The organism is Streptomyces sp. NPDC048275 (genome assembly GCF_040652275.1).
Classification (GTDB): domain Bacteria; phylum Actinomycetota; class Actinomycetes; order Streptomycetales; family Streptomycetaceae; genus Streptomyces.
This window is the reverse complement of the sequence record NZ_JBEZLR010000058.1, coordinates 37710-62660: the sequence shown is the minus strand read 5'-3', so window position 1 is coordinate 62660 and position 24951 is coordinate 37710. Positions and strand designations below refer to the sequence as shown.

The following is a 24951-nucleotide window of genomic DNA, read 5'->3' as shown; positions in this document are numbered from 1 at the left end:
CCCGTGCCGGTCCCTGGATCTGGGGCAGAACCCCACCACCAACCCGTTCCCTACGACGCCGATATGTGTACCTCCTTTGAGGAATCCAGCACTAGTGGCCGGCGCTCATGCCGCCATCCACGTGCAGAATCTCGCCGGTGACGAATGGGGCCTTCTCCAGGTAGATCACGGCATCCGCGATGTCACTCTGCTCTCCCAACCGGCCGACTGGGTGCAGGGCAGCGAGGGCCTCACGGGTCTCCTCAGGATGCATCGGTGTCTTGATGGTGCCCGGCGAGACGGCGTTGACGCGAATGCCGCGCGTGGCGTACTCGATGGCGAGGGACTTCGTAGCGGATTGCAGACCGCCCTTGGTCAGCGAAGCCAGCACGGAAGGGACTCGTGAGTCGGCGCTGTCGACCAGGCTGGTGGTGATATTGACAATATGTCCACCACCCTGGGAAAGCATTTGCTCGATGGCCAGCTGTGTGATGCGAAAGAATCCGGCGAGGTTCACACGGGTGACCGCGACGTAATCTTCCTGCGTGTACTCCGTGAAAGGCTTCGCTATAAAAATTCCAGCATTATTGATCAGGGTGTCGACGCGACCGAACCTCTCCATGCCCGCAGCGATAACCCGTTCGGCGGTGGCGGTCTCGGCGATATCGCCTGGGACTGTCAGGACACCCTCGTCGCTAGAGGGTGCAATTCTGCGGGAGTTTGCGACGACGCCGTAACCAATTCCACGAAAGGCCTCGGCGATACTCGCACCAAGGCCCTGCGAGGCACCGGTAACGATGGCGACCTTAACGTTCTGAGAGCTCACGGTTTAACCCTCTCGGAGGTGACGCGACTCAATACGGCATGGCCGAGAAGCCCGTGCACGGACAGGTTCCGACATCACTGTCGATGATTAACGGGCAGCGTGGGAGACGGCGCTGTAATCCTCCAGGCGCGCGTCTGACAACTAAATGGGCTACCGCATCTTCTCTGCGAGGCGGATGATGTCCTCATTGTCGCCCGACGCGACTGAGGGATTGTGCACCAGCAATCAGCGTAAGTCGGTACCCCATCTACCGCACGCGGGCGGCGTACCGACGCCGCACGTCAGACAACCAGGCCTCCATTGGAGCCGACTGCTACGTGCGGTTCCGCGACACAGGGCCACACCCGGTGATCAGCATGACGAAAGAGTCCGCATCATCGTCTGCAACTGTCACGTGTTCGGACAGAGGCGTCCCACGCGTGCGACAGCTGACGTCACTCAGGGTGCTTGACGTCAGCGCTCTTTGCGATGTCCGACGCCCATACGGAGCGCGCATGGCCGTTGGAAACAGCAAGGCTCATTGGAAGAACACGCCGAGAAACGTGATCACCGTCAATTGATGCGCCTTTGAAGTAGCTTCATCGAAATCCCGATCGGGTTTGCGCCGATCATTGCAGTTCACATTTCGAAGCATGGACAAGAGCGCTTCCTGGTCCTTACTCATCCGATAGGGAGCAGGGTTGTCGTCCCTCATATACATGGGTGCCTCTCTCCCTCTGGCGGCCACGAATCACGCTGCACCTGATTCGTCCGAGGGTGAATATTTCCCCGCGGTGAGGCCGTACGGACTCTCACTCCCGGTTAAGGATCAAAGACCCAGGTCCAACGCTAGGCACGAGAAATAATTCCACGATCCTTCGGGGTTGTAAGAGTCAGCTGGCAGACCGTTCGGCGCGGCCTCCTTCTCCTCAACCATTTCCTCATAACGGATACGCTCCGGCAGCTTACCGAACCGCTCGTTCCGTGACGCTGCTGCGGCGTCCATCGCACCTTCAGTTCCCACGGTGGTTTCCTTTCCCTCGTAGCGAACCGGCTCACCCCGACGTGGTAGCGACAAGGCTGCACCCACCGCACGTCACCTGTCAAGGAGGTGACGATTGAGTTGCAGCACACGGTCCCGTCTGTCGTCAGTCGCGTGCAGCGACCAGCGCTACGACGACGGCCATCCCCATCCCGTACAGCCAGGACGCGCTTGGCAACCGCACGAACTTGGTGCCGACGTGAGCCGGCGCGGAGCCCCTCCCCCGCGGGCCACCCCCTGCTGCTTCGGCTTCCCCGCGCCGCACCGCACATGGCCCGAATCGAGGACCAAGTCGTTACACAAACGGTGACACCTACTGGTGCTCGAATACGTGTGAAGAGTGAACGCCCTCAACTGCGTGCTCTCTCACGGCACATGCCGGAGTGGTCACGAGTGACTGTTGAGGCCGACCTCACTCAGGGCTTCCGCACTGGACGTCAGCACGGCAGAACCGACACGACTGTCGACCGTCGTTCCGGAGTCAGCAGGACAGCCCGACCACGAGAGGACGCACGTTGAGAAGACTGTTTCCCACCTCCGGCGCGGGGCGGGCATTGACGGTAGGCTCCGCACTGCTCTCCGCAGGAGCTGCGCTCGCCACGGCAGGAACGACGGCGGCGAGCGCAACCACGGACGGCAGGCACCGGGTGGACTACGTCGCCCTCGGCGACTCGTATGCCTCTGCCCCCCTCGTCCCGACCCAGGTCGACACGACCTGCCTCCGCTCCGATCACAACTACCCGTCTCTGGTGGCCCAGTCGTCGGGGTCTGCTCTGACGGACGTCAGTTGCGCCGGGGCCACCACCGCCAACATGGCGGCCGCTCAAGGCACTGTGCCGGCCCAGTTCGATGCCCTTGATCGAGGAACTGACCTGGTCACCGTAACCATCGGCGGCAACGACATCGGATTCTCGACTGTCTTGGGAACCTGCGCGCGGGTTTCCGCCTCCGACCCCGCCGGTGCTCCGTGCCGGGCCCACTTCGCGGGCACCGCCACGGACACGATCACGGGCTCCATCAACCAGACCGCGTCAAAGGTCGCTCAAGTGCTCCGCGGCATCCACCACCGCTCTCCGCACGCGCGCGTCTTGGTGGTCGGGTACCCCGACCTCTTCCCGGAAGATGGAGTTGGATGCACCAGCGCCAAGGTACCTCTGGCTGCGGGTGACTTCTCCTACCTCCGGGACAAGGAGAAGGAGCTCAACGCGATGCTCGCCCGTCAGGCGCGTCGCGGTGGTGCCGAGTACGTGAACACCTACGCGCCCACCGTCGGACACGACCTCTGCCAGCCCCTTGACAACCGGTGGATCGAGACCTTCGCTCCGGAGAGCCCTGCTGCCCCGGTGCACCCCAATGCCGCGGGCGAGAGCGCGATGGCCGGCGCGGTCAAGCGTGCTCTTTCCCCTCATCCATGGCATCGGTAACGGCCCCGTCGTGGGGAAGTGACACCCCTGCTCGACTGTGTGACTGGGCTCGCCGATCGAAGTTTGGAGCGCCGCTCCAAGGCCGCCACGGTCCCGCTTGACCTGTCGGCCAAGGGGGCGCAACAACATGCCAGGGGCCCGGCACAGGTGCCGGCCCCATCCCGCTTGCCCGCCCCCACGGCATAGGGCCAGCGGGGCCATGAGATACGGCCGGAACCTTGTACTGATGACAGACAAGGACGACTGCCCCGCCTGCGAGGAACGGGAGAGGAGGCCGTCGATGGGGACGCCGTGGTGGCAGCGTGTCCTCAAGCACTTCATCCGCAACCGGCAAAAGGAGGCCTGAGCCATGACCGACCCCGAACTGCACCACCTGCGGCACGCTCCTGCTCCGCTCGCTGGCCGCCGAGTTCCGCTCCCTCTGCCGAACACGGTCGGCGGTTACGGGGAAGTCGTCGTCCGGCGCCTGAGGTTGGGCGCCGGACCGCTGGTGCGTGACCGACGCCGCGAACACCAACCGGCAAGTGTCGCCGCGCCGCTCCTCGGGCGGCTCGGTCTCGCTGCGCACCTACGTCAAGAACGCGGCGGGCAACTCCTTCCAGCAGACCGTAATCAAGGCCTACCTCCTCAATTGACTTGCTCCTCGGGCTGAAGCTCGAGGGTTCCGGCCTTCTCGTCCGTTGCTGTGCCGGGACGAGTCCTGGTCTTACCGGCGCTCCGCAGGCTGGTGCCGCCAAGTCCGGCGGCCGTCAGATCCATTCCCGGACGTTCAGGGACTTGGGTGCGTCTTTGATACCGCAGGAGCATATGGGCGACCACCTCGGCGACTGTGGGCTTCCGAGAACGCCGATGCCCACGCCGTCGTCCGGCGAAGTCCGTGCGGTCGCTCAAACCATCGCCATGCCGCAGTACAGAGACTGAGCGGGCGCCGGTCTTCAGCATGGCGTTCAGTCGCTTCTTCGCCGAGGTCGTCATGGGCCATCGTGTGCGTGGGCTCAGGCCCAGTCCAGCACTACTCGGTGTTCTTCAGCGCCCCGAGTAGCTCTTGGGTCGTGGTGATGCTGTGGGCGAAGGTGGGCCCGTTGAGTTCGTGCGCTGCGTGCATCATCTCGGGCTTGAATGCGGCCGTGGCGTCACGGACGAGGGTGACGTGGTAGCCGAGTTCCATGGCGAAACGGCCGGTCGATTCGATGCAGGTGTTGGCGAGCAGGCCGATGATGATGACGTGTGTGATGCCGTGCTGTTTGAGTTGGAAGTCCAGGTCGGTGTTGGCGAAGCCGCTCTGGGCCCAATGCTCTTTGATGACCACGTCTGTGTCGGCCGGCTGGAAGTCGGGGTGGAATTCGCCTCCCCAGGTGCCCAACGCGAAGGTGTGACGTTGGCGGACGCCCTGCTGGGTGGGATTGGGGTGGTCCCATCCCTCGTAGTCGCCTTCCTGCCAGCGGCGGTGGGGGACGAAGAAGATGTGGAGATCGCTTGCGCGGCCCGCGGCGACGATAGCGCGCAGGTTGTCCAGCAAGCCGACTTCGCGCGCCACGTGCTGGACTGCGGGCCACACCTTGCCACCCTCGGAGAGGAAGTCGTTGTAGGGGTCGACCAAGCAGATGGCCGTCCGGGCGGGTTCGTATGTTTCGCTCATGGCAGTCCCTGCACAAGGTAGAGGGTCTACGGTTCAGAGGTGATCGCTTCGGGAACTGAGCTGCGCACCATCTGCCGGCAGCGGGTGGCTCGCTTCCACCCGCTCCCAGGTCAGTACTCCAGTGCGCAGCTTTCCCGAAATGCGCACCGGGGCGGCCAGTGCCAACTGCAGGATTCTCCCGTCCAGTCGCGCCACTCGCAGCTGCGCTCCACCCATCCAGTTCGGGAACAGGCTCAGCGCGACCTCATGGACGACCGTGTTGCTGTCCGGAACGCGAAACGGCCCTGCGTACGCCAGGTAATGACGGGCCGCGTCGGCCAGCTCTTCGGCCGGCCGGCCTCCAGACGGTCGCCGTCGAACAACGGCCTGTCCGGCCTGGTGATCTGGGCGGACATGTAGCCGTCGGCCGAATACATGATCAGCCCTATGGGCTGTTCGCCGAAGGGCCGGACGATCTCCTCGTCGTCGACGCTGCTGGCTTCGTAGGAGACAAGGCGCCACGTTCCAACCAGAGCGGCGTGCAGTTCAGCCGGGGTCATCGTGTCTTCCGCCTTTCACCGTTCACCGTTCACAGCAGTTTGTCCAAGGTGATGGGCAGAGAGCGGATGCGGCGGCCTGTGGCATGGAATACGGCGTTGGCGACCGCAGGAGCGATGCCGACCAGGCCGATCTCTCCGATGCCCTTGGTGCCGATGGGGTTGGCAGGGTCGGGTGCACCTACGAAGGCCACCTCCATATCGGGGATGTCGGCGTTGACCGGAACGATGTAGTCGCCGAGCGTGGCGTTGGCGATGCGCCCGGATCCGGCATCGCTCACGGTCTCCTCGAACAAGGCCATGCCGATGCCGCCGACCGTGCCGCCGATGATTTGGCTCACGGCTGTCTTCTCGTTGAGAATGCGGCCGCCGTCGATGACGGAGACTGCCCGAGCCACGCGCAGCCGCCCGAGGTCGCGGTCCACGTGCACTTCAACGTACTTCGCCCCGAATGCCCCTGCCGGGGCCATGCCGAGTTCCTGCGCCTGCGCCGGGGTGCTTTCGCCTTCAGCGGTCAGCTCAAGGAGGCCGTGCCGCATGAGGATGTCTGCATACGACTCCGCCTGAGCTGGATCGTTGCGCCGCCGAAGGCCGCCCGCCCCGACCTCGACATCGTCGATGGCGCACCCTCGCAACGGGGAGTCCGAGTCTTCGGCCACGAGATCGAGGAAGTCGCCGATGAGCCGGCGGCACGCCTCGTACACGGCACTGCCGACGGAGCTCGTCAGCCCCGAACCTCCGGTCTGCGGGGCCACGGGCATGGACGAGTCGCCCAGGCCGAACGTGACCTGCTCGACATCGAGGCCCAGCAACTCCGCCGACAGCTGCACGAAGACGGTGTACGCGCCGTTTCCGATCTCGGTTCCGGCACTGCACACGTATGCGGTCCCATCCCGTCGAACCGTCGCACGCGCCCCGCAGCGTGCCCGGAACCACGGGTAGCCGACAGCGGCCAGGCCGTACCCGATGAGCATGTTGCCTTGGCGCATCGAACGTGGTTCGGGCGATCGCCGTGACCATCCGAAGAGTTCCGCGCCATACACGAGGCACTCCTGCAGCGCGCGGCTGGACCAGGGGAGTCCCAACTGAGGGTGAGTGGTGGCATCGTTGCGCAGACGCAGATCCAGGGGGTCCATGCCGAGCTCGAAAGCGAGCTCGTCCATCGCGCACTCCAGCGCGAAATTGCCTGTCGCTGCTCCAGGACCTCTCATGGAGTTGGGCACCGGGATGTTCAGCCGGGCCTGAGTGTCCCTCGTGGACACATGGGGGCAGGCATAGGCCGCGGCGGACACGGTGGCGGTCGGCTCGAAGTTGTCGTCGTCGATCGTGGTGGCCGTGAGTGCCTCGTGGTCGATGGCTACAAGCCTGCCGTCGCGGGTCGCGCCGATACGCACCCGCTGCTTTCCCTTCGGCCGGTGGCCGCAGGCCGTGAACATCTGCGGGCGGGTGAGGGCCAGTTTGACCGGTCGACCGGTCCTCCTGGCGGCCAGTGCCGCCAGGACCACGTGCGGCCAGACGCGGAGACCGGCACCGAATCCCCCGCCGACGTACGGCGCGATGACGTTGACGGAGTCCTGGGGAAGGTCGAAGGCGGCGGCCAGCGATGTCTGTTCGAGCGAGGCCCATTGCGTCGAGTTGTTGACCAGCAGGGTGTCGCCTTCCCACCGAGCAACGGTGGTGAGGGGACCCATCGGATTGTTCGTGTTGTCGCAGGTGAGGTACGTCTGGTCCAGCACTGCTTCGGCAGAGTCCAGCGCCTGAGCGACGTCACCTCTCTGCGCGTCCCGCCCCCAGGGATTGTTCCTGCGCTCTGCGCGCGGGTCGTCCAGTTCCAGGACGGTCTCTCCGGGGGTGTAGCTCACCCGGACCAGGTGGGCCGCCTCTGTCGCCTCCTCGAAGGTTTCGGCCACGACCACTGCCACGTGCTGGCCGTAGTGGTAGATCACGTCGTCCTGGAGCGGCGCCGGAGGTGAGACGCCCAAAGGCGTCGCGGGCGCGCGTTCGAGCCGGCCGGCATTCAGGTATGTGAGAACGCAGATGACCCCTGGCGCCCGTTCGGCTTCCACGGTGTCGATACCGGAGATCCGGCCCGCGCCAACGGTGCTGCCTACGACCACGGCGTGCGCCATGTCCGGATAGGAGAAGTCGTTGGGGTACGGCGCCCTGCCGGACACTTTGAGCGGCCCCTCGACGCGGTCGCGGCCGGCACCCACGAGCGGGGGGCGAGAGAGCATCGTCATGAGCTGACTCCCGTAGCAGACTGCAGCGACCGCACCAGCGTCCGTTGCGCGAGTTCCACTTTGAAAGCGTTCTGCGGACGGGGCTCAGCCCCTGCCAGCGCCGCCCGCGCAGCAGTCCGAAACACCTCGGTGCGTGCCGGAGCCCCCGTCAGTACCTCCTCCGCCTCGACAGCCCGCCAGGGCACCGTGGCAACTCCACCCAGGGCCACCCGGGCCGACTGAACGATGGAGTCCTCCATCGTCACGGCTACCGCGGCGGAGGAGAGGGCGAACTCGTAGCTTGTCCGGTCGCGCACCTTCAGGTAGGAGGAGTGGGCGCCTACCGGCAGGAGTGGCACTTCGATCGCGGTGATGAGTTCGCCCGGCCGAAGACTGTTCTCCACGTCAGGGGTGTTCCCCGGGGTGCGGTAAAAGCCGGTGAGAGGAATCGCGCGACTGCCACCGGTGTCGGTGACGTGTACGACCGCGTCCAGAGCGATCAGCGCCACGGCGAGATCCGAGGCATGGGTTGCAATGCAGTTCTCGCTCGTGCCCAACACGGCACTCGTACGGTGAGATCCCATGATCGCGCCGCATCCCGTCCCCGGAACCCTCTTGTTGCAGGTGGCAACCGTTCGATCACGGAAATACCGGCAGCGCGTCCGTTGCAGGAGGTTTCCGCCGATGGTCGCCATGTTGCGGAGCTGGACGGAAGCGCTGCGCAACAGCGCCTCCCGTACGAGCGGTAGGCGCTGGGTCACCAGGGAATCGGCTGCGAGTTCTTCCATCGTGGTCAGGGATCCGACGAGAAGCGTGCCGTCGCTCTGCTCGATGCCGCGGAGAGGTAGACGGGTGATGTCGATCAGACGGCTCGGCCGCAGAACGCCGTCCTTCATCAAGTCGAGTTGCGTCGTACCGCCGGCGAGGTACGCCGCGGAACTGTCCGCCTCGGCCTCGGCGAGTGCCACGGCCAGATCATCAGCGCGCAGATAATCAAATGGTCGCACCGTGATCACCAGCCACTTCCTGTATGGCAGCGACAATGTTCTGGTACGCACCACACCGACAGATATTCCCACTCATGTATTCACGGATCTCTTCGGGAGAGCCGGTACGGCCTTCATCGATCAGAGCGAGAGCGGACATGATCTGCCCGGGAGTGCAATAGCCGCACTGGAACCCGTCGTGCTTGAGGAACGCGGACTGAAGGGGATGCGGCGAGACATCGTCACCGATTCCCTCGATGGTGGTCACCTGCCGTTCATGGCACTGCGCCGCCAGAGTGAGGCAGGACAACACGCGTTTTCCATCCACGTGGACCGTACATGCTCCACAAGTGCCCTGATCGCAACCCTTCTTGGTGCCGGTCAGGCCCAGCCTGTCCCGCAAGACGTCAAGCAGGCTCACACGGGAATCCACGCGCATGAGGTGCTCTTCACCATTGACCCATAGCGTGAACTCAGCCTGCGGAACCGTCTGCTCGTCAGGCGGCTTCACCCCGAATATCATGGCATCTCGCCTTTCGTAGCCCCGCGATCTGGACGGCGGCGGCGAAGAACGAGACTTGACCTTCGGCGCGCAATTCGTCACACGGGCCACCGAGACTGTGGCTCGCGCGGTCACCGCTGCACTCGGTTTCAGCCATTTGACTCATCATAGGAGTGGAGGGCAGCACCGGCATCTGCGCGCCCATGCAGGTGAGGGCAGCCAGGATTGTCCATGCGCCCGGTGGCCGTCTGCACCCGCCATAAGACGCTTCACACATTGGTCGGTGACTTGGCAAGTGGCGCCGCGTCGAGGAGAGCGGCCGCAGCGGCGCGGGCGGTCGTGGCGGCGGAGGGGTCACGGTCCATCCGCGCAGATTGCCCTGCACCGTCGTAGAGCAGGTGGAGTTGGCGGGCCAGCTCCTCGGGGTCCGCATATCCGGACTTGGTGGCCAGTTCGGTGAACAGGCCACGCACCCAGGTCCGATAGTTCTCAGCGGCGCGGCTGATCGCACTGTCTGCCGGCGCCTCGGCGGTGGCCCGCACGAAAGCGCAACCGTTGTACCCGGGGTCGGTGAACGCCTCGCGCAGCGCGTCGAAGACACCGAGCAGCTGTTCGCGCGGGGTCCGGAAGCCGGTCAGGGTCCGGGTGATCCGGTCCCGAATGCGCACGTAGCGGAACTCCAGGTAGGCGCAGACGAGGCCTTCCTTGCTCCCGAAGGTGTTGTAGAGGGAGGCTTTGGCCACCCCGGCATGCTCGATGACGCGGTCGATGCCGACAGTCTGCACGCCTTCGCCGTAGAAGAGCTCGTTGGCGGCCTCGAGCAGACGCTCACGCGCAGATGCCTTGGTTGCAGTCCTGGTCGCCATGACCACCACCCTCTCAGACAGATCTGTCTATTCTACCGGTCACCCCTGCGAGGTCTGCGCCACGGGCACGACGTCGGAGGGGAGGTCGGCTTCCGTCCGGATCACCGCCACCGGCTCCGCACGGCGGCCGCTGCGCAACAGTCCGGTCAGTGCCACGAGGGCCAGCACGATGACGGCGATGCCGTACTCCCGTGAGGTTTGCACCAGGCCGCCGCCATGCACGACCAGGACTCCGCCGATCACGGCGGGCACACCGAGGCCCAGATAGCACACGACATACAGAAGGGACAGCACCCCGGCCCGTTCGTGCGGCTCCACCTGCGGCATGACCAGCCTGATGCCGCCCTGGAAACCGCCGCCGAAGCCGAAGCCGGAGATCGCGCCGCCCACGAAGAACCCGATCACGGAGGGGGTGCCGCCGGTGCCCGAGGCGATGGACACCACGGTGATGACCACGCCGACGACCAGCGTGCCGACGCCGATCAGCATGAGGTTCCGCGTCGCGGCTTTACGCAGTATCACGACGGCCAGACCCGCGGAACCGGCGAGCACAAACAGGGGCAGCCCTCCCCACACCGCAGAGGTGGAGTGCACCAAAGTCCGGGTGATGGCCGGTCCCAGAGCGCCATACAGGCCGGTCAGTGCCCATACCGCGAACATCACCGGCGCGGCGATCGCCACCGACGCACGGGCGGACCTTGGGAGCTTGATCTCGGGGGCCATGCTGGCCAGCGCGCCTGGCTTGCGACTCACTGTCTCCCCCAAGGCGAGCACGGCTAGCGCCTGCAGAACGAACACACCCAGCAGTACGAAGTAGACAAGGTGGGTGGGGGCCGGCAGGTACTGCACGATCAGACCGGAGACCAAGGCGCCTCCCCCGGTCCCCATCGTGGGCGCAAAGGAGTTCAGAAAGCCGCCCCTGCGCGCGTCGATGTCGAGCATTCCGGCGCCGAGCGCACCGACCGCCGCCCCGGTGCTTATCCCCTGGACGACGCGTGCGGCCAGCAGTGCGTCCACCCCGCCGGCGGTGACGAACACGACCATCGCCAGCGCCTGCCCGATCAGCGCCACCAGCAGGACCGGCCGTCGGCCCACGTGGTCGGAGATCTTCCCGAAAACCAGGAGCGAGACCAGCACGGCCACCGCATAGACGCCGAAGACGACGGTGATGGTGATGGGCGAGAAGCCCCAGCGTTGCTGGTAAACGGCATAGAGAGGGGTCGGCACGCTGGATGCCGCCAACAGCGAGACGAGGATCGAGGCCAACAGGCCGAGGGAGGCGACGGGCCCCAGTACCCGGCGTCGCGGGGCTGCGTGCGCGGGAGACCGCCTGACCGGGTTGCCCGACGGGGCGGCTAGAGGCGTGGTGGACACGGGGCTCATGGATCACTCTCAGGATTAGACGGAACGCGACCCCTTTCATGCTAGACAGGTCTGTCTAGTAATCGTGAGGCGCAGGATGGTGAGACATGTCGCAAAAGCTCTGCCAAGGCGAACCGGTCTCCGGAAGCGGCCACCGGCGGGATCCCGGCGCGGGGTATCCGCAGGATGCCTGGCGGCTCGGGGGGCGCTCCAAAGCCGGTTGCCGTATAGCGGGTTGCCGTATAGCGGGTTGCCGTATAGCGGGTTGCCGTATATGGGGGCCCGGCCTCGCGCTCTACCGCCGGCCGTTGGTGCTGCCGACGCGGCCGCCGTCCCCCGCTTGCTTCTCAACAGTGTCGGCGGCTACGGTCGTCCGGCCGGCTGCGCGGGGGGCGCGCAGGGCGTACCCCACCAGGACGACACCTGCGAGCAGCAGGAAGCCGAATCCGCTGAACACCACGCCGGTCCACCCGAAGGCAGAGAACAGGATCCCGGCGACTGCGGATCCGACGGCGCCTCCGGCGAAGACCGCGAAGATGTAGACGGTGTTGAGCCGAGCCCTGATCGCGGGGGCCGCGGCGAAGATGCGCGCCTGGTTGGCTATCTGGCCGCTGGTCGTCCCGTAGCCGAGAAGGTTGCAGCCCACAGCGAGGGCGATCAGTGACTGGCCGGCGAACCTGAACAGCGCGAAGGCGAGCAGCGCCGACGTGAGGGACAGGACGTTGACGCTGCGCGTGCCCCATCGGTCGGCAAGGCGCCCCGAGTAACGGGCAGCCAGGGCGCCGGGCACGCTGAACAGGCCGAAGAGTCCGATCACCGCGGGGCCCAGTGAGATCGGGGCCGCGGTGAGGTGGAAGGCGAGTGCCGACCAGAAGGCGGAGAAGGCCGCGAAGACCGTCGCTCCCAGCGCGGCCGACACACGCAGGGGAGCGTGTTCGGCGATCAGTTTGGGGAGCGACGCCAGCAGACGCAGGTAGCTTTCCGACGCTCCGGTCGGGGTCGGCCGGTCGTCCGGCATATAGCGCGGAAGGACCAGGAGCAGGGCTCCAGTTGCCAGGGCGGCGATGACAAATCCGGCCCGCCAGGTACCGGTGGCCTCCGCGATGAGGCCGGCGGCGGTGCGCGAGAGCAGGGCTCCCATGGTCAGCCCCGTCCCCACCGCTCCCAGGACGCGACCGGCATTGCCGGGAGTCGCCATGGAGACGACGGTCGGCATGATGACCTGCGGCAGCACGGTGCTTGCAGAGAGTATGAGGGTGGTCATGCTCAGCAGAGCGACCGAGGGGGCGAAAGCGCCCGCGAGGAGGGCGGTGGCGGTGACCACCAGCAGAAGGACGGACAACCGGCGAAGCCGAACGGTGTCAGCAAGCGGAACGATGGCGATTATGCCCAGCGCGTAGCCGATCTGTCCTGTCGTGGCCACCAGCCCGGCAGCGGAGGGTGATATCCCGAAGCCCCGGGCGATCTCGTCGAGGAGCGGCTGGGTGAAATAGATGTTGGAGACGGTGATCGCAGTCGCGGTGGCGAAGACGGGGATGGTCCCTCGCTTGACGTCCGGGCGGGTGGCTGCGCTGGTCATGGGGTCCTTATGTGCGTGACGCACTGGTTGTGATGGGCGGAGACTCGATCGCGTCGATAGGGCGCGGCAGCGGCTGTCACGGTGGTTCCAGCACGCCGTGGCGATCCGGCGACAAAGAGCAGGCCGGTCCCTGTGCTCCCCGTTGGATACGCCCTGCCGGCTTGCAGGCATGGCCGCAGCGCCTGCACGCCTACCGAAGCAATGCCTGTTCGCGGCACTGAACCCATAGGACGACCTGGCACCGAGCGGCAACGGGAACATCGCCGTCGAGCACGTGCGGCAGAATCGCGCATTCGCGGCTCGATGGACTGGCACCACTCGATGCTCAGGCGGTCACGCCTACGAGACCGGAACCGCTGATGACGGACAGCGACGCGGCCCTGGACGGGAGCACCGCCGAGGTGTCCGAGGAGGGCCCTGAGCTGGTGGAACAGGCGCTAGGCGCGACCTTGCTCAACCCTGCGAACGATGTGCGGGGCACGTCGCGAGGAGTGCCCGCGGCGCAGGCCGCAGTCAGGCCAGCCTGCTCCAGATGATTTCGGCTGTGCGTTCCGCACCCCACAGTCTGGTGGGAGTGGCGACGCCGAGTTTGAGGAGCGAGCCTCCGAAGCTCACCTTCCGCACCTGGGACCGCCCGATCCAGTTCGGAAAGAGACCGGTCGTGACGTGGTGTTCGACGGTCGTGGGATCGACGACCTCGAACGGCCCGCCGTAGGCAACGTAGCCGGCCGCTGCCTGGGCAAGTTCATCGGCCGCCGCGTCCTCGAGACGTGCCGATCTCATGGGTGCGCGGTCGCCGCGCCCCAGCTGGGCGGACATGTATCCCTGAGGGGTGTAGACGATCAGGCCGTTCGGGGTGGGGCCGAGGGGGTGGATGACCTCCCCGTCGGTGCTCGTGGCGGTATACGACACGAGTTGCCATGCGCCGAGCAGCTTCTTGCGTATCTCTTCGCGGGCCTCGCGTTCATTCCCCGCGGCAGCGTGGTCGGTGATGGTCATCGAAGGGACTCCTTTCATGTCACGAGAGCGAACGGGGCCCGTGGCAACGATCAGTGCTGGGTGAGTTCGCCGTCGACGAGCCGCCACACGTGCAGCGGGTTCGCCTCGCGCAGTGGCTGCGGCAGAAGTTCGTCGGGGAAGTTCTGGTAGGTGACCGGACGTACGAACCGCTCGATCGCGCCCATGCCCACGGAGGTGAAGCGGCTGTCGGAGGTGGCCGGGAACGGGCCTCCGTGAGTGGAGGCGTAGGAGACCTCCTGCGGGATCGAGAAGGCGTTGAACACGATGCGTCCGGTGCGGCGCTCCAGGATCGGCAGGAGCTGTTCGGCGGCGGTGCGGTCGTCGACCTCGGCGTGCAGGGTGGCCGAGAGTTGTCCGCGGAAGGCGCGGGCCACCTCAAGCAGTTGATCCGTGCCGGTCAGCCTGACCAGGAGGATGGCGGGGCCGAAGACCTCCTCACGGAGGGCCGGTTCGGCCAGCATTTGCTCACCGCTTACCTCGTACAGCAGCGACTGACCGTCCACTGCGTGGGCCGGGGCTGATCCTGCGCCGATCAGGCTGGCGCCGTCGTTCTCCAGCCGCTGCACGTTGCGGGTGTAGGAGTCGTGGATGCCGGGCGTGAGCATGGTCCGTGCGGCCACCTTCTCCACCTCGACCGTCGCCGCGTCACGCAGTTCCTGGAAGCCGGGTCCGTCGACGGCGAGGAGGATGGCGGGCTTCAGGCAGGCCTGCCCGACGTTGTACATGGCGCGCTGGATCAGGCCTGAGCCGATCTCGGCGCCGCGGGCCGCCAGGGCGGCAGGCAGTACGAAGGTCGGGTTGACGCTGGTCATCTCGGTGAACACGGGGATGGGGTCGGGACGCTGCTGAGCCCGGCGGTAGAGGGCCATGCCGCCGCCCTCGGAGCCGGTGAAAGTGACCGCCCGGACCAGAGGATGGTCCACCAACGCCTCACCGATCTCGTTGCCGGCGCCCCGGACGAGGGAGAAGACGCCTTCGTGCAGTCCCGCCTCGGAGACGGCCTGCTGGATGACACGGCCCTGGATCTCGGAAGCGCCAGGATGTGCGTTGTGAGCCTTGACGATCACGGGGCAGCCGGCCGCCAGGGCCGAGGCGGTGTCGCCGCCCGCCGCTGAGTAGGAGATCGGGAAGTTGCTGGCGCCGAAGATCACCACGGGGCCCAGGGCCACCTTCTGCAGCCGGTGATCCATGCGCGGCGCGGGCCGGCGGTCCGGCTGGGCGGGGTCGATGGCAGCCTGGAGGAACCGGCCCTGACGGACAACGGTGGCGAACTTACGGAACACGGCGGCGGTCCGCGCTGCCTCGCCCTCGAACTGGGCAGCCGGCAGGCCGGTCTCCAGGGCGGTACGTGCGGCGAGCTCGTCCTTGACCGCCTCGAGCTTGTCCGCGATCAGGTCGAGGAACGCAGCCCGCTCGGCCAGCCCGGTGTGGCTGTAGCTGTCGAAGGCCTCATCGGCGAGGTGGAGCGCATGGTCGACCTCGGCCGCGCCGCCGAAGGCGAACTCGGGCTCGATGAGCTCTCCGGTGGCAGGGTTGAGCGCCTTCATGGTCCCGGCGGTGGCGGACACCCGGGCCGCTCCGATCAGCAGTTCTCCGGTCAGGGTCATGCGTGCGCTCCCTTGAATGCGGCGGTGAGCTCGTCCGTGGTGGTGATGGCGTGGGCGTAGGTGGGGCCGTTCAGCTCGTGCGCGGCGTGCATCATCTCGGGGAGGACCGCCGCGGTGGCGTCGCGGACCAGCGTCACGTGGTAGCCGAGTTCCATGGCGAACCGGCCGGTGGACTCGATGCAGGTGTTCGCCAGCAGGCCGACGACCACGACGTGGATGATGCCGTGCTGCTTGAGCTGGAAGTCCAGGTCAGTGTTGGCGAACCCGCTCTGCCCCCAGTGCTCCTGAACGACGACGTCGCCGGGCTGCGGCTGGAAGTCGGTGTGGAACTCCCCGCCCCAGGTTCCGCGGGCGAAACTGTGCCGCTCCATGATGGCCTGCTGGGTGGGGTTGGGGTGATCCCACGTCTCGTAGTCCCCCGCCTCCCAGCGACGGTGCGGAACGAACACCACGCGGACACCGGTCTCACGGGCGGAGGCGACCACAGACCGCAGGTGGTCCAGCAGACCCACCTCCTCCGCTATGGGCTCCAGGCGCGGCCAGATCTTGCCGCCCTCGGACAGGAAGTCGTTGTAGGGGTCGACCAGCAAAACGGCCGTGTGGCGGGGGTCATAGGTCTGGGACACGGTTTCTACTCCGATCAAGATGATGGCTAGCATCCAGTTGCTAGATTATGCCTGTCATCCTGAAAGTCAAGCAAACGACGTCGGAGCTGCCCATACGGGACATGCGTGTATGATGACCGTCATCCAGTCACACGGTGGTTGCACGGCGCCGCCCCACGAAAGGCAGGGTCGACATGGGCCACTCACAGGCGGAGAAAGCGGCGACCCGCGAAAGGGTCCTGCGGATCGCGTCCCGCAAGGTCCGCACCGAAGGCGTCACCCGCCCCGGCATCGCAGACCTCATGAAGGAAGCCGGACTAACGCACGGCGGCTTCTACAAACACTTCGACTCACGTGATGATCTGATCACCCAGGCCGCCGCCATAGCTCTGGCCGAGGGCTCAGCGAAGATGGAGCGCGCCGCACGGAAGAACGAGCAGGATGCACGGGCCGGTCTGGTTGACGCCTACCTCACAAAACAGCACCGCGACGCGCCGGCCACCGGCTGCGCGCTGGTCCCTCTCGGCGCCTCCGCGGGACGCGGTGACCAGCACTTCAAAGAAGCCTACGAGAAGCAGGTCCGCACGTACCTGGAACTGATCGCAGGCCTGGACGACAACGTCGAAGACGCCCGGGCCGAGGCAATGCTTACCCTCAGCGCCCTGGTCGGTGCCGTACTCATGTCCCGGGCCGTGGCCGACAAGGACTTCTCCGACGAACTACTGGAGACGGTCTCCAAGCAACTCAAGCGATACGCCACAGGGCCCCGGCCTCCGGCCGCTTGACGCGTACCCCCGGGGCCTGGGTTCACTGCCGTCCGGCAAGGTTCCGGGCCGCGGCTGACCTCACCTGCACGTTTCGGTCGGGGTCGATTGAACTGGGCTGATGTAGGCGGTGGCTGCTCGACATCGGGTGGGCATGGCGGGGCCCGGCACCTGGCCGGGTGCTCCAAGTTCCTCGGGTCGCGGGCGGACGGTGGCGGGGTCGTCGGTCAGGTGGCTGGCCGGGGTAGGTCCGCCAGACGGGCGAAGGCCGTGGTCAGTTCGTGTCGCCAGGACCAAATGGCAGAGATCCGCAGGCGGAGGCGGCTGGCTCCTCGGTTGACGCAGGCTGCGGCGTTCAGCAGCCGATGGCGGAGCTTCTTCGGTTCGGCGGCGGTCAGTTGAGCGTCCAGCAGCAGGCTGCGCATCCAGGCGAGCAGGTCGATCGCGGTCAGGGACAACTCCGGCCACGCCTGGTTGATGGGGATCGTTTCAACTCCATCGGCCGTACGCAGTGACTCCAGCAACCGCATCAGGTCGGACTGGGACGAGGCCATCGCGCGCTCCTCCGGTCGAACTCCCCGTTCACCAGGGAGACCTGGGCGATGGCCAGCTCCTCTTCAGCGAACAATCACCACCAGCGGATGCACGCCCCGGGCAGACACCCGCGCGTTCCCGGACCACGATCGGCTCCACCACTTCGCGGGACGCCATCCGTCCGCTGGCAAACCTATACTTCTCGGTATAGGGAGCTGTTCAGTGGAGAGCGTCGACGCAGCAGGAAAAGACCGCCGCAGACGCGGGGCGACGCGGATCCGGGGCACTGATCTGGTGACGATCCTGCACTGCGGGATCTGCGAGGCGGTGCACCGACTGGGTGCCGTGACGGCAGCGGTCTACCTCCTGGACGAGGATCGCAACGAACTCAGGGCGGCGATGATCGGCGGCAGCCTGCCTTCCGTCTTCACACTTCCCGGGCGAATGGACGTGGACGCGCCCTGGGCGTCGGCACGTGCCCTGGCGTCAGGAAGAGTGGAGATTCTGGCCGATCCCGGCCCGGGGGAAGCGGGCCAGCAGTGCATGCCGAGCTATCCGTACGTGGCTCTCGCGGCTCCCGTCATTGCCGAAAAGCACCGCTTCGGCGCCCTCACGGTCGTCCGACTGGAGACCCACGGCGCCTACGGGGCGGCGGACCGCACAAGGTTGCAGGAGATCGGTGACGGACTTGCCGTGGCCCTCGCTGAGCTCGCCGGGAGCGGCGCTGTCATCGCGCCCGGACCCACGCCGCTGCTCGTTCCCGTCTTCAGCCCGGAGACGGACACCGACACGCCGGGCTGGGGGATTCCCGGTGTCCCCGGTTCTGTGGGCACAAGCCTGGTCTACCCGCTTCGGCGCCTTGCTGAAATGCTGAACCAGGCAGCGACCATGGACGACATTGTCCGGGCCGCCCGGTCCTACGTCATGTCCCCGTTCCGCGCCCGATCCCTGGTACTGGCCTCGGCCAGTGAGGGCCGTCTGTGGGTTCTCGGGCAATGCGGGACCTCTTCCGGCGTGGTCCGGAACGTCCACGGCGCCAGGCTGAACGCCCGGACACCGGCGGCGGAGGCGGTCCGAGGACGTCCGTTGTTCATCTCCGAGTGCCGGCTGTCGGCTGCCGACTCGGACCTCTCCGATGACGAGTCGCAAGCTGAGGCCTACCTTCCTCTGAGCGGAAGCAGGTCGTACTTCATTGACCTTCCTCGCATCGGTGGCAGACATGCCGTCGGCGTCTGCTGCCTGTCGTTCAAAGGCCCCCGCCGCTTCCCACCCGAGGAGAGGGCCGTGCTGAGCACGATGGCAGGATTGCTGGGTGCGGCGGTGAAGCGTGTCGAGCTGAGCGCGGAGCAGCACGCGGTCGCCGAGTGCCTCCAACGGCGGCTGCTCCCGTCCACGCTTCGCGAGCTGCCCCAGCTCACCACCACCGCGCGGTTCCGGCCCGCCACGGGCACGTCCAAGGTGGGCGGCGACTGGTACGACGTGATCAAAGGGCCGGGCGAACGGGTGGTGCTGGTCGTCGGCGACGTCGAAGGCCATGCCATGGAGAGCGCCGCAGTGATGAGCCAGGCGCGCACCGCCGTGACTTCCTACGCCACCGAAGGTCACAGCCCCTCCGCGGTGATCGACCGGACCGGCAGGCTGCTCGCCGCCCTCGGCGCGGAGCAGCTGGTGACCTGCTGCGTCATTGCGTTGGACACGGCCGACGGGATGGCGGAGGTGGCCCTGGCCGGCCATCCCGCGCCGCTGGTGCAGCGGCCCGACGGGACCATCGGCACGCTCGATGCGCCCGCCAACCTGCCTCTGGGCGTCACGCTGAACCATGCCTACCAGGGACGTGAGCACGTCGTCGAGCCCGGGAGTGTGCTGATGCTGTACTCCGACGGCCTGACCGGCTGCGACGGAACTGACCCCGAGCCGCGCGCGAGAGCCCTGTTCGGTTCCAGCAGCCGGGAGACCGGGGGCGATCTCGAGCAGTTGGCCGACCGCCTCATCGCCGACGTACTCGGCCCCCACCAGCGCCGCGACGACGCGGTGCTGCTGCTGGCCTGCTACGAGGACGCCGGTGGCGAGGGTGCGCCGCGGACGGGAAGCCTGCACATCCAGCAGCGTGACCTGCACGGGGTCAAGTCCGCGCGTACTTTTGTGGCCGACCGGTTGAACTCCTGGGGGCTGGCGGAGATCTCGGACACCCTCCGACTCATCGTCTCCGAGATCGTGACCAACGCGCTCATCCACGCGGGCAGCGACGTCGACGTGCGCCTGCGGGCCTTTGCAGACCATGTTCGGCTCGAGGTGCGGGACTCCGACAGCAACCCGCCCGTCCCCTCTCCCCTGGCGCTCTCCGAAGAGGAGAACGCACAGGCCGAGCACGGCCGTGGCCTCCTCATCATGGAGGCCCTGTCCAAGCAGTGGAACACCTCCCCGAACGGCCGCGGCAAAACGGTGTGGCTGGATGTGGCTATTCCGGATGCCTGAGCCACTCGGCACTCACCCTCCCCGGAACGTGGCGCCGGTACTGTAACGACGCCTGCTCCCAGGTCCTGATGGTCCAGTCGCCCAAGGCGCGAAAGACGCTCATCCCATGGTGGTGGGCCATGGGCGGGTCGACGAGCGCTGGATGGAGTTGGAGCGCCCCATGGTGCCGGCCGGTTGAACCCGTCCTGGTCCCGACGTCACGGGTACCCGGATCCCCTGGGCCCTGCACGATCCTACGAATGAGCGGCTCAGACCCGCATCAGAAAGGTGGGACAAGCCTGGGGCCGACCAGCGCGACGCATCAGAGACCGGATGGCGCGCTGACCGGCTCCGACAGTGCGGCCTTGACGCTCCGGGTCTGCTCGTCGGCCAGAACTTCCAGTTGAGGGGCCACGAAGTTTCCGGACAGGGACCCAATAGGGTTGTCCTGAACAGGAAACGAGGAAGAAGTGGCGCCACCCAGTAAGTACTCGCCGGAGTTCCGCGAGGAAGCCGTCCAGATCGCGTTGAGGTCGAGCAAGACGCCTGGACCGCCTTCGTGGAGCCCGTGCTCGACAGTCCGCTGCTGACCGTGCTGACGGGCTCGACGGTCGTGCGGATCCTCGTCGAAGGCGAGGGCGAGCGAGGAAGGGCCCGCGGGGTCGAGCTCGTCAAGGACGGCCGGCTCACCCCCGTACGCTGCACGGACGGCGGCGAGGTCATCCTGTCCGGCGGCACCATCGGCTCCGCCCACCTGCTGCTGCTCAGCGGGATCGGCCCCGCCGACGAGCTGCGCGAGCTGGGCATCGACGTGGTCGCCGACCTGCCGGGGGTGGGCGCCAACCTGCACGACCACGCGCTCGCCCCGGTGGTGTACGAGTCGGCGCGTCCGGTGCCGTCGGGCACGTCCAACAAGATCGAGGCCCAGTACTTCGCGAAGACCGACCCGGCGCTGGCCGCCCCCGACCTGCAGCCGGTGATGTCCCACGTGCCGCTGCCCGTCGTGGGCCAGGACGTCCCGGCGGAGGGGCACGGCTACAGCATCGCCCCCGGCACGATCCGCACGCTCAGCCGCGGCCGACTGTGGCTGCGCTCCGCCGACCCCGCCGAGGCGCCCGCCCTCGACCCCCGGTACTTCGCCGAGCCGTACGACCTGAAGGCGATGGTGACGGCGGTCAAGCAGGCGCGGGAGATCGGGGAGCAGAAGGCGTTCGCCGACTGGCGGGCCCGCGAGGTCGCGCCCGGACCGGGCGTGGTCACCGACGACGACATCGCCACGTACGTCAGACGCAACCTGACCAGCTATCACCACCAGGTCGGCACCTGCCGCATGGGCACCGGGCCCGACGCGGTCGTGGACCCCCAGTTGCGGGTCCACGGTGTTCCGGGGCTGCGGGTCGCGGACGCCTCGGTCATGCCGGCCGTCCCCTCCGGCAACACCCACGCCCCCACCGCCATGATCGGCGAGCGCTGTGCCGACTTCCTCCTGGCGGAGCGGGCCTGACCACACCGGCGCCGGGCGGGAGGGCGGATGCGCGTCGCAGAACGGTGCGCAGCGGTCTTGCCTGTCCGTAGCCGTCCCCGTTACGTTTCGGCGGAGCTTGTGACCAGGTACGCGGTGCGGTCCGGCGCATCAGGGTTCGGCGTACGGAACGGACATCGGGTGACAGGTCGAATCAGGGGGCGGCAGGAAGCACAGCACGGTCTGCTGACGAGCATCGCCGCCGAGGCGGGGGTCTCGCTCAGCACCGTGTCCAAGGTGGTGCACCGGCGCCGGGACGTGGGCACGGCGACCCGGGACCGGGTCGAGACACTGCTGGCGCGGTACGGATACGTCCGCCCGTGGGAGCGGGGTCCGGCGACGCCCCGGCAGATCGTCGTCGTCTTCCGTGACCTGTCCGGCCCGTACACCCTGGAGGTCGCCCGGGGCATCGTGGACGCGGCCGGCGAGTTCGGCATCGACGTGATCACCGGGACGACGAGCCGGCGGTCGATCTCCATGTGGCTGGAGGAGTGCGTGTCGCTCGGTGCGGCGGGGATCGTGATCGTGATCTCCATGCTGGCCGAGGAGGACCAGCGGCGGATCGTCGAGCAGCGGCTGCCGGTGGTGCTGATCGACCCCCTGAGCGCACCTTCCGAGGACATTCCGAGCATCGGTGTGACGAACTGGAGCGGCGCCCGGGACGCCGTCCAGCACCTCCTTGCCCTGGGGCACACCCGGATCGGCATGGTCGCGGGCCGCTCGCACTCCCTGGCGGGGGCGGCGCGCGTGCACGGTTACCGGGCCGCGCTGGAGGAGGCCGGGGTCGCCTACGATCCGGCGATCGTCCGCTCGACCGACTTCGACTACACCGAGGCGCTCGCCGCGAGCCTGCAGATCCTGCGGGCCGGCGATCCGCCCACGGCCGTCTTCGCGGCCAGCGACGCGCAGGCGCTCGGCGTGCTGGAGGCCGCCCGGCAGCTGGGGCTCTCGGTGCCCGACGACCTGTCGGTCATGTCCTTCGACGACACGCTCGTGGCGGCCATGGCCTGCCCGCCGCTGAGCGCGGTCCGCCAGCCGTTCGAGGAGCTGGGGCGCGAGGCGACCCGGGTGCTGATGGATCTCGCCGAGGGCCGGCCGCCCGCGGCGCCGCGCATCGAACTGGCCACGGAGCTCGTCCTGCGGACCTCGACAGCGCTGCGCGGCCGCGTCAATACCCCGTAACCCGCGACTCCGCGAAACCCTTTCGCAACGTGCCGGTGACAGCACGATGTCGCCTGCGAATACTGGCTTCCTCCCCCGGCACCCCCGGCACCCCTCCGGTGAAAGGAAAGCCGTTGAACAGATCCTGGGCGCGAAAGGTTTTCGCTTCGGCGACGGCCTTCGGCATAGGCGTGGCATTCGCCGTCGCCTCCGCGACGAGCGCGTCGGCGTATCAGCCGAGTCCCGCGAACCTGTATACGGCGGACAACACCGCCGCGTGCAACAAGAGCCCTTGCGTGCTCTACCCGAAGTCGGCCCAGCTGCCGAGCGGCCGGCTCGTGGCCACGTTCGAGAACAGCCAGAGCGCTCCGGTGGGCCAGACCCTGCCCATCTACAAGAGCGACGACAGCGGCACGACCTGGGCGAAGCTGGCCGACGTCAAGGCCCCGGCGTACCTGTCCGGCGACAGCGCGTACGCCAAGTACACGAGCAACTGGACCAACGCGTATCTCTACGTGCTCCCGCAGGACGTCGGAAGTCTGAGCGCCGGCACACTACTGCTCGCGAGCATCGTCTCGGGCGACGACTACTACTACAAGGAGCAGAAGGCCGCCAACCCCAACTGGACGCCGACCGGTGACGGCGACCGCAAGGACGTGGCGCTGGCCCTCTACGCCAGTTCGGACGACGGGGCGACCTGGAGCTTCAAGAACATCATCGAGGCCGGCGGCTGGCAGGGCGGCAGCGCGGGCGCCATCGGCCGCGTCTCCGCGGCCAACACCAACGCCCAGGTCGACCCCATCTGGGAGCCGCACCTGCTCGCCCACAACGGCCGGCTCATCGCCTACTACTCCGACGAGAGGGACTACACCGGCTACAACACGAGTACCGGCGTCCCGACCCTCGACCCGGCCAACGACACGGCGACCGACTCCGGCGGCCAGGTCCTCCTGCACCGCACCTGGAACGGCACCAGTACAACTGCCTGGAGTTCCCCGGTCGTCGACGTCCCGGGCGCCACGGTGAGCATGGGCGGCGGAAAGACGGAGATCGGCGGCGGCCGTCCGGGCATGACGACCATCGCCCCGACGACCGACGGCAAGTGGCTTCTGACATACGAGTACTGGGGCGGCGGTACGAACGTCCGCTACCGGATCTCCGACGACCCGACGAAGTTCTTCTCGGCCACGGACGCCGCGATCACCTCGCTGCCCGTGCCCTCGGGCGGGGCCGCTCTGTCCACCGGCGGCAGCCCGGTCCTGCTGCCGATGCCGGACGGCCGGATCGTCTACAACGCGGCCGGCAGCGGCGACGTCTGGGTGAACCAGTCCGGGCTGTCCACCGGCACGTGGAAGCAGTACAAGACGCCGATCGCCGCCGGGTACAGCCGCATGCTGCAGTACGTCAACGGCACAGGCCGCGCTCTGGTCCTCCAGGCGTCCTGGAGCGGCGCCAGCGTCGGCCCCGTGAAGTACGCCGAGGTCGACCTCGGCCGCTCCGACGGCGCCTACTACAGCCTCGTCAACCGGCTGACCGGCCAGGTCCTCACCACCGCGTCCGGCAAGACACAGGACGCGAACCTCACCGGGAACACCCCCGACCTCGTCCTCGGCGCGTCGAGTTCCACCTCCGACACCCAGCGCTGGCACCTGACCGCCAAGGGCGGCAACGTGACCCTGCTCAACAAGGCCGGGGGCCGCTCGGTCGCCATCTGGACCGGCACCGCGACGGCCGGGCAGAAGCTGGCCCAGTGGGTCGACGACGGATCCACCGACAAGCAGTGGACCCAGGTCGCGTCGTCGACCAGCGGCTACTACAAACTCCGCTCGGTCCTCAACACCAGCCTGTACATGACCGGTTCGACCGCGGGCGGCTCCGTCACCGTGGCGGCGTCGACCACCGACGGCTCACAGGACTGGCAGCTCGTCCAGGACCCGCTCCCCACCGCCGCGGCCTTCACTCTGAAGGGCGCGTACTCCGGCCGCTGCCTCGACGTCCCGAACGGCGCGACGGGCGTCCAGGTCCAGATCTACGACTGCTCGGGCAACGCCAACCAGACCATCACGCAGACCACGACGGGCGAACTCCGCGTCCTGGGCAACTGCCTGGCCGCGAACAGTGACGGCACGACCGCGGGCACCACGCTCATCCTCTGGGCCTGCAACGGCAAGTCCAGCCAGAAGTGGTCGTTCCGGGTGGACGGCACCATCGTCAACCGCTCCAACGGCCTGGTCGTCGACGTGACCAACTGGGGGACGGCCAACGGCTCGAAGGTCGCGCTGTGGACGGGGCTGGGCAACGCGACCCAGCAGTGGAGCCGAGGCTGAGCGCTCCGCTGGAAGCAC

At 67.3% G+C, this 24951-nt stretch carries 20 protein-coding genes and 1 pseudogene; 7 read left to right on the top strand and 14 right to left on the bottom strand.

All coding sequences use genetic code 11. The annotated features are described in order from the left end of the window. Nucleotides 1–91 precede the first annotated feature (91 nt). Nucleotides 92–805 (bottom strand): SDR family oxidoreductase, encoded by a 714-nt coding sequence (locus AB0D57_RS29360; RefSeq protein WP_362079414.1) that lies wholly within the window; start codon nt 803–805, stop codon nt 92–94. 1575 nt (nt 806–2380) lie between these two features. Here AB0D57_RS29360 and AB0D57_RS29355 point away from each other — a divergent pair. After that, nucleotides 2381–3250, top strand: a complete 870-nt coding sequence (locus AB0D57_RS29355) for an SGNH/GDSL hydrolase family protein (protein ID WP_362079411.1) — start codon at nt 2381–2383, stop codon at nt 3248–3250. Between the two features lie 494 nt (nt 3251–3744). Continuing rightward, entirely contained in the window at nt 3745–3885 is a 141-nt protein-coding gene (locus AB0D57_RS29350; protein WP_362079408.1) for a hypothetical protein, read from the top strand. 377 nt (nt 3886–4262) lie between these two features. Here the strand turns inward: AB0D57_RS29350 and AB0D57_RS29345 are convergent, their stop codons facing one another. The 11 genes and pseudogenes from AB0D57_RS29345 to AB0D57_RS29295 all read right to left on the bottom strand — a co-directional run bounded on the left by AB0D57_RS29345 (nt 4263) and on the right by AB0D57_RS29295 (nt 16192). Continuing rightward, nucleotides 4263–4889: an isochorismatase family cysteine hydrolase gene (locus AB0D57_RS29345; protein WP_362079405.1), complete on the bottom strand. Its 627-nt coding sequence runs from the start codon at nt 4887–4889 to the stop codon at nt 4263–4265. Nucleotides 4890–4922: 33 nt separating this feature from the next. Beyond that, nucleotides 4923–5428: pseudogene (locus AB0D57_RS29340) on the bottom strand (lipocalin-like domain-containing protein). 29 nt (nt 5429–5457) lie between these two features. Then, nucleotides 5458–7665, bottom strand: a complete 2208-nt coding sequence (locus tag AB0D57_RS29335; protein WP_362079402.1) for a xanthine dehydrogenase family protein molybdopterin-binding subunit — start codon at nt 7663–7665, stop codon at nt 5458–5460. Further along, nucleotides 7662–8651 carry a xanthine dehydrogenase family protein subunit M gene (locus AB0D57_RS29330; RefSeq protein WP_362079399.1) on the bottom strand — a complete coding sequence of 330 codons (990 nt, stop codon included), beginning with the start codon at nt 8649–8651 and terminating at the stop codon, nt 7662–7664. Before AB0D57_RS29330 ends, AB0D57_RS29335 begins: the two co-directional genes overlap by 4 nt. Further along, a complete protein-coding gene (locus tag AB0D57_RS29325) occupies nt 8638–9153 on the bottom strand; it encodes a (2Fe-2S)-binding protein (protein WP_362079396.1) in 516 nt (171 codons plus the stop codon). Before AB0D57_RS29325 ends, AB0D57_RS29330 begins: the two co-directional genes overlap by 14 nt. A 248-nt stretch (nt 9154–9401) precedes the next feature. Next, a complete protein-coding gene (locus tag AB0D57_RS29320) occupies nt 9402–9998 on the bottom strand; it encodes a TetR/AcrR family transcriptional regulator (RefSeq protein WP_362079393.1) in 597 nt (198 codons plus the stop codon). Between the two features lie 39 nt (nt 9999–10037). Next, the gene (locus AB0D57_RS29315) at nt 10038–11381 is read right to left on the bottom strand and encodes an MFS transporter (RefSeq protein ID WP_362079390.1); all 1344 of its coding nucleotides are present in this window, start codon (nt 11379–11381) and stop codon (nt 10038–10040) included. A 274-nt stretch (nt 11382–11655) separates the two neighbouring features. Beyond that, nucleotides 11656–12939, bottom strand: coding sequence for an MFS transporter (locus AB0D57_RS29310; protein WP_362079387.1), 1284 nt, complete (start codon nt 12937–12939; stop codon nt 11656–11658). A 513-nt stretch (nt 12940–13452) separates the two neighbouring features. Next, nucleotides 13453–13938 (bottom strand): lipocalin-like domain-containing protein, encoded by a 486-nt coding sequence (locus AB0D57_RS29305; protein ID WP_362079384.1) that lies wholly within the window; start codon nt 13936–13938, stop codon nt 13453–13455. Nucleotides 13939–13988: 50 nt separating this feature from the next. After that, nucleotides 13989–15566, bottom strand: a complete 1578-nt coding sequence (locus AB0D57_RS29300; protein ID WP_362079381.1) for an aldehyde dehydrogenase (NADP(+)) — start codon at nt 15564–15566, stop codon at nt 13989–13991. Then, nucleotides 15563–16192 carry a cysteine hydrolase gene (locus AB0D57_RS29295; RefSeq protein WP_362079378.1) on the bottom strand — a complete coding sequence of 210 codons (630 nt, stop codon included), beginning with the start codon at nt 16190–16192 and terminating at the stop codon, nt 15563–15565. Before AB0D57_RS29295 ends, AB0D57_RS29300 begins: the two co-directional genes overlap by 4 nt. Before the next feature lie 173 nt (nt 16193–16365). Here AB0D57_RS29295 and AB0D57_RS29290 point away from each other — a divergent pair, with 173 nt between their 5' ends. After that, the gene (locus tag AB0D57_RS29290) at nt 16366–16956 is read left to right on the top strand and encodes a TetR/AcrR family transcriptional regulator (RefSeq protein WP_362079375.1); all 591 of its coding nucleotides are present in this window, start codon (nt 16366–16368) and stop codon (nt 16954–16956) included. 206 nt (nt 16957–17162) lie between these two features. Here AB0D57_RS29290 and AB0D57_RS29285 read toward each other — a convergent pair whose 3' ends face one another. Then, entirely contained in the window at nt 17163–17489 is a 327-nt protein-coding gene (locus AB0D57_RS29285; RefSeq protein ID WP_362079372.1) for a transposase, read from the bottom strand. A gap of 202 nt (nt 17490–17691) precedes the next feature. On the opposite strand from AB0D57_RS29285, the gene AB0D57_RS29280 reads away from it, so the two are divergent. Then, complete coding sequence (locus AB0D57_RS29280) at nt 17692–19944, top strand: SpoIIE family protein phosphatase (RefSeq protein WP_362079369.1); 2253 nt, start codon at nt 17692–17694, stop codon at nt 19942–19944. 301 nt (nt 19945–20245) lie between these two features. Here the strand turns inward: AB0D57_RS29280 and AB0D57_RS29275 are convergent, their stop codons facing one another. Then, nucleotides 20246–20464 (bottom strand): hypothetical protein, encoded by a 219-nt coding sequence (locus tag AB0D57_RS29275; RefSeq protein ID WP_362079366.1) that lies wholly within the window; start codon nt 20462–20464, stop codon nt 20246–20248. An 18-nt stretch (nt 20465–20482) separates the two neighbouring features. On the opposite strand from AB0D57_RS29275, the gene AB0D57_RS29270 reads away from it, so the two are divergent. The 3 genes from AB0D57_RS29270 to AB0D57_RS29260 all read left to right on the top strand — a co-directional run bounded on the left by AB0D57_RS29270 (nt 20483) and on the right by AB0D57_RS29260 (nt 24933). After that, a complete protein-coding gene (locus AB0D57_RS29270; protein WP_362079363.1) occupies nt 20483–21427 on the top strand; it encodes a GMC oxidoreductase in 945 nt (314 codons plus the stop codon). 159 nt (nt 21428–21586) lie between these two features. Next, nucleotides 21587–22627 carry a LacI family DNA-binding transcriptional regulator gene (locus AB0D57_RS29265; protein WP_362079360.1) on the top strand — a complete coding sequence of 347 codons (1041 nt, stop codon included), beginning with the start codon at nt 21587–21589 and terminating at the stop codon, nt 22625–22627. Between the two features lie 275 nt (nt 22628–22902). Next, a complete protein-coding gene (locus AB0D57_RS29260; protein WP_362079424.1) occupies nt 22903–24933 on the top strand; it encodes an RICIN domain-containing protein in 2031 nt (676 codons plus the stop codon). Nucleotides 24934–24951 lie beyond the last annotated feature (18 nt).